Source organism: Blastomonas sp. (assembly GCF_041747255.1).
GTDB lineage: Bacteria > Pseudomonadota > Alphaproteobacteria > Sphingomonadales > Sphingomonadaceae > Blastomonas.
In genome coordinates this window covers 1-3,368 of the sequence record NZ_JBGTFM010000443.1, presented here as the reverse complement: position 1 = coordinate 3,368, position 3,368 = coordinate 1, and the positions used below count along the sequence as shown (strand labels likewise).

Here is a 3,368-nt window from a genome sequence, read left to right as displayed (position 1 = left end):
GGATGGCTCAATCGCTGCCGCCGCCTGGCCAAAGACTGGGAGTGCCTGAACCAGAACGCGCTGGCGTTCCTGCGATGGGCGTCCATCCGATCCATGCTGCGAAGGCTTTGTCAAGAAAGGATATGATCCCGGACGGACTCTTAGGGAAGTTCGCGACCAGCCGAACGAATGATTGCGATGCTACCGGAACATCAAACTTTGCCTGTGCGGAAGCATAGTGGAAGCAAGAGGGAGAGGTTTGCAGCGGTTTCCTGCGAAAACCGGCGTAGTGACGATCTAAGTCAGGAGGCCGCAAGCCACGGAAAAAGCGAAGGATAGCGCGGTTCCGCGCGATTGTTCATGGTTCGTTCGCCACGGCTCATAACCTGAAGGTCGTAGGTTCAAATCCTACTCCCGCAACCAAAAACTTCGACTTAACAGTCGCTTACAGCGTGTTGCGCTCAGAAAGATTCATGTATTCGGCCAGTGGATCGAGACAGCGTCTGCGTAGCAGGGCGCGTTCGATCCGCTGGCTGAATGCAATTGTGCGCAACACGCTCTAGAAGCCGCCCTAACGGGCGGCTTTTTGCGTTCAAGCATTTCGGAAGCACTGCGGAAGCAAGAGGGCGCGAAGTTATTGGTAACAAAGCGAAAACCATGGCACCCGCTTCTATCCGTCTCAGGCTACAATCTGACCGTGTTTGCAGGCAACGATATAGGGGTTCTGAGTATAATCCCCAAAAGATGCTCGTCGACAATCTCAAAGCCTGCATCACGGATTGACTGACGTAGCTGGGTCGCGCCAAGCGAAGCCGCGACAGGAAACAGGCCAAAGACCCTCAGCACCGGAAAAAGCGCCCGCAGCGCCCAATTCACATCTGCAAAGCACCAGGTTTTGCAGATCAGTTGACCGCCAGGTTTCAGGTGCGCATGGATGCGGGTCAGCATTTCAGGCAGGTCATCCACCAGATGCAGCACGTTGAACGCACAGATCGCGTCGAACGGTCCACCGTCGAAGGCATTTGAGACGTCCGAGACGACGAACCTGACATTTCGCCCAGATGGTTTGGCCTTTGCAATCTTAACCATCTCGGCGGAAAAGTCGGTCGCGGTCCATTGCGCAACACCCTGCGCAAGCCGGATCGCTGTTCCGCCTGTGCCACACCCGACCTCAAGCACGGTGTCTGAGCCTTTCAGTCGCGAGGCCACGTCTCCCAGCATCGCCTCATAGGCCGGAACGTTCTTGAGCGGGCGTGCTGCATATCGTGCTGCGATCCTGTTCCAGAATCTCTGATTTTTCTGATGCGACATGTTTGCAGCGACCTTTCATACCGTATGCCTTCGAAACTGCACAACATCTCGCCGGATCAATAGAAACTCACGTTGCGCACGTCGATCTGGGCGTCGTGGTCCCGTCCGTAGGCGACGACGGCAACCGAGGTCAGGCTGGCTGGGCGGGGCAGGTTGCGCAAGAAGGCACCCGAGGCTGTAAATCCATCCAGTGGCAGGCGGACTGCGCTCCAATTTTTCGTGACATCGAACCCTGCTTGATAGTATTGCCACGGCAAAAGAGTGCCGCCTGTACGCAGATGCACGAAATAGCGCTGAGCATTGCCGCGCACGACAAGTTGCACGCCGGTTGTACCCTGGGGTGGTGGGCTGGCAAGATCAAGCCGCATCTGGATGAACCCGCCACGATTGGCGGTACTGACGCGGCCTGTCATGCGGGCAAACGGTGTTCCGTTTTCCTGCGCGAAGGCCACACCGCCAGTGGACACGCCCCCCATCACCTGATCGGTGAAGAACCGCCAGCGAGTTTCCGGCTGCATGGTGAAATCCTCGATGACTGTTTGCGCGGTCACAGACCCGTCGGCCATCGCAGGCTGCACTGAGCCACCCAGTGTGATCGCCGCAATAACGATTGGCATCAGACCGCGCATCAACATTTTCGCCCCCTGATCCTTCCCGTACACAGACGCCGACAATCAACTGTATGTTCCGCATTCTACCAATGCCGCGTTCCTAGCGCACCCTTGATTTGTCCGTCGAGATTGGGCGTGACCCAGCCGCCGTAAAAATCGCCCGGCTGAGGAATGACGCGCAGATCGCCGACCCACGCCTCGTCCATCAGCCCGGCATAGAATGCCACGTAACCTGCAAGGGCGGCAAAGCGGGCGGTCGGGCGGTCATAGGCCCAAGTGGCGCGCAGGGCTGTCTTGCCTCCGCTGATGACATCGAAATAGCGCGCGACACCCTTCCATTCGCAAAAGCTGGTGCCTTGAGCCGGGCGCAGCGTGGCGTGGATATCCTCGCGCGGTAGGTAATAGGTGGGCGCGTGATGTGTTTCCAGCGCCCGCAAGGCGCGGGACGTCTCGGCCACTAAGACACCTCCAAGGAGGACCCTGATGCCTTGCGGCACAGGCTCCAGTGCAGGCGGACGGGGATAGGACTGGACGTTTTCACGGGGGGGTAGCACCGCCATGCTACAGGCCTCCCGCGAAGCGAGTTAGCACGTAACCCGCCAGCGCGATATGGACCAGCGTGATCACCACTGACAGCCCGTGCAACACCTTGAAGCGGTCCTTGGCACCGATATCGGTGGCGCGGTTGATGGCAGGCATCAGGATTTGTCGGGTGGGCAGGACCGTTGCCGCGATCAGCGCCAACAGCCCTGCTGCGAGTGGATCGGCAGGCCAGAGCAGCGCCGCCGCCACTGCGGCCGTGCCGAGAACAAAAATGTAGAACATTGGAAAGGCACGCCGGATTGTCGGACCCGCCACATCTGCCGGCAGCGCCGTGAACAGGAACGCCGCGAAGCCGAAGGAATATAGCACCATGCCCCCGAACAGGAGCGCTGTCATCAGAATGGCAAGGATCAGCATGCGTTATCTCCAGTTGTGAAGGCAGGTTTGTGGGCGATCCCCATGTAAAGGATCGTGGTCAGCGGCAGGGGGCCAAAAGTCAGGTCCAGACGCCGGTTCATGCCGCGGGGGCCTAGGCCAGTGACCGGGCCGGGCACAAAACCAGTGCCTTCCATCGCGCGCCGCAACTCGCCCGGCTTGATGAACATCGCAGGGTCATGGGTGCCGCGAGGCAAAAGCCGCAGCAGGTCTTCAGCCACCGTAATGGTGGCAAGCCGGGCCAGCGGGTTGCGGTTGATCGTGTCGAACAGGAACAGCCCGCCCGGGCGCAAAACGCGGGCCACTTCGGACAAAACCTTGTGCAGATCGGTGACATGCTCCAGCACATCCACGCAGACCACGGCATCGAAACCGGCGTCATCATAGGGAAGGGCCTCGCCCACGCCCACGTCATAGCCGATGCGCAGACCTGCGCCGCGCGCGTGATGGCGGGCGGCCTCGATGGCGGCGGCGGCCGGATCGATCCCG

5 protein-coding genes and 1 pseudogene are annotated in these 3,368 nt (G+C 59.8%); 1 reads left to right on the top strand and 5 read right to left on the bottom strand.

The genetic code is table 11. From position 1 onward, the window contains the following. Window positions 1-126 (top strand): annotated as a pseudogene (locus ACEW8G_RS14835) (IS5/IS1182 family transposase); the annotation flags it as partial. Between the two features lie 537 nt (window positions 127-663). Here ACEW8G_RS14835 and ACEW8G_RS14830 read toward each other — a convergent pair. From ACEW8G_RS14830 to ubiG, 5 genes are all read right to left on the bottom strand, one after another. Beyond that, window positions 664-1,290 (bottom strand): class I SAM-dependent methyltransferase, encoded by a 627-nt coding sequence (locus tag ACEW8G_RS14830; RefSeq protein ID WP_373489172.1) that lies wholly within the window; start codon window positions 1,288-1,290, stop codon window positions 664-666. Window positions 1,291-1,346: 56 nt separating this feature from the next. After that, window positions 1,347-1,925 (bottom strand): CIA30 family protein, encoded by a 579-nt coding sequence (locus ACEW8G_RS14825; RefSeq protein WP_373489171.1) that lies wholly within the window; start codon window positions 1,923-1,925, stop codon window positions 1,347-1,349. A 59-nt stretch (window positions 1,926-1,984) separates the two neighbouring features. Next, a complete protein-coding gene (locus tag ACEW8G_RS14820; protein ID WP_373489170.1) occupies window positions 1,985-2,461 on the bottom strand; it encodes a DUF427 domain-containing protein in 477 nt (158 codons plus the stop codon). A 1-nt stretch (window position 2,462) separates the two neighbouring features. Next, window positions 2,463-2,861, bottom strand: coding sequence for a DUF4149 domain-containing protein (locus ACEW8G_RS14815; RefSeq protein ID WP_373489169.1), 399 nt, complete (start codon window positions 2,859-2,861; stop codon window positions 2,463-2,465). Continuing rightward, on the bottom strand, window positions 2,855-3,368 hold a 514-nt coding region (gene ubiG / locus ACEW8G_RS14810), incomplete at its 5' end, for a bifunctional 2-polyprenyl-6-hydroxyphenol methylase/3-demethylubiquinol 3-O-methyltransferase UbiG (RefSeq protein ID WP_373489168.1). The genes ubiG and ACEW8G_RS14815, both read right to left, overlap by 7 nt.

What these genes read in the sequence shown, in the direction of transcription:
- ACEW8G_RS14825 (WP_373489171.1), bottom strand. Translation starts at nt 1,925, where the DNA reads ATGTTGATGCGCGGTCTGATGCCAATCGTTATTGCGGCGATCACACTG.
- ACEW8G_RS14820 (WP_373489170.1), bottom strand. Translation starts at nt 2,461, where the DNA reads ATGGCGGTGCTACCCCCCCGTGAAAACGTCCAGTCCTATCCCCGTCCG.
- ACEW8G_RS14815 (WP_373489169.1), bottom strand. Translation starts at nt 2,861, where the DNA reads ATGCTGATCCTTGCCATTCTGATGACAGCGCTCCTGTTCGGGGGCATG.
- ACEW8G_RS14830 (WP_373489172.1), bottom strand. Translation starts at nt 1,290, where the DNA reads ATGTCGCATCAGAAAAATCAGAGATTCTGGAACAGGATCGCAGCACGA.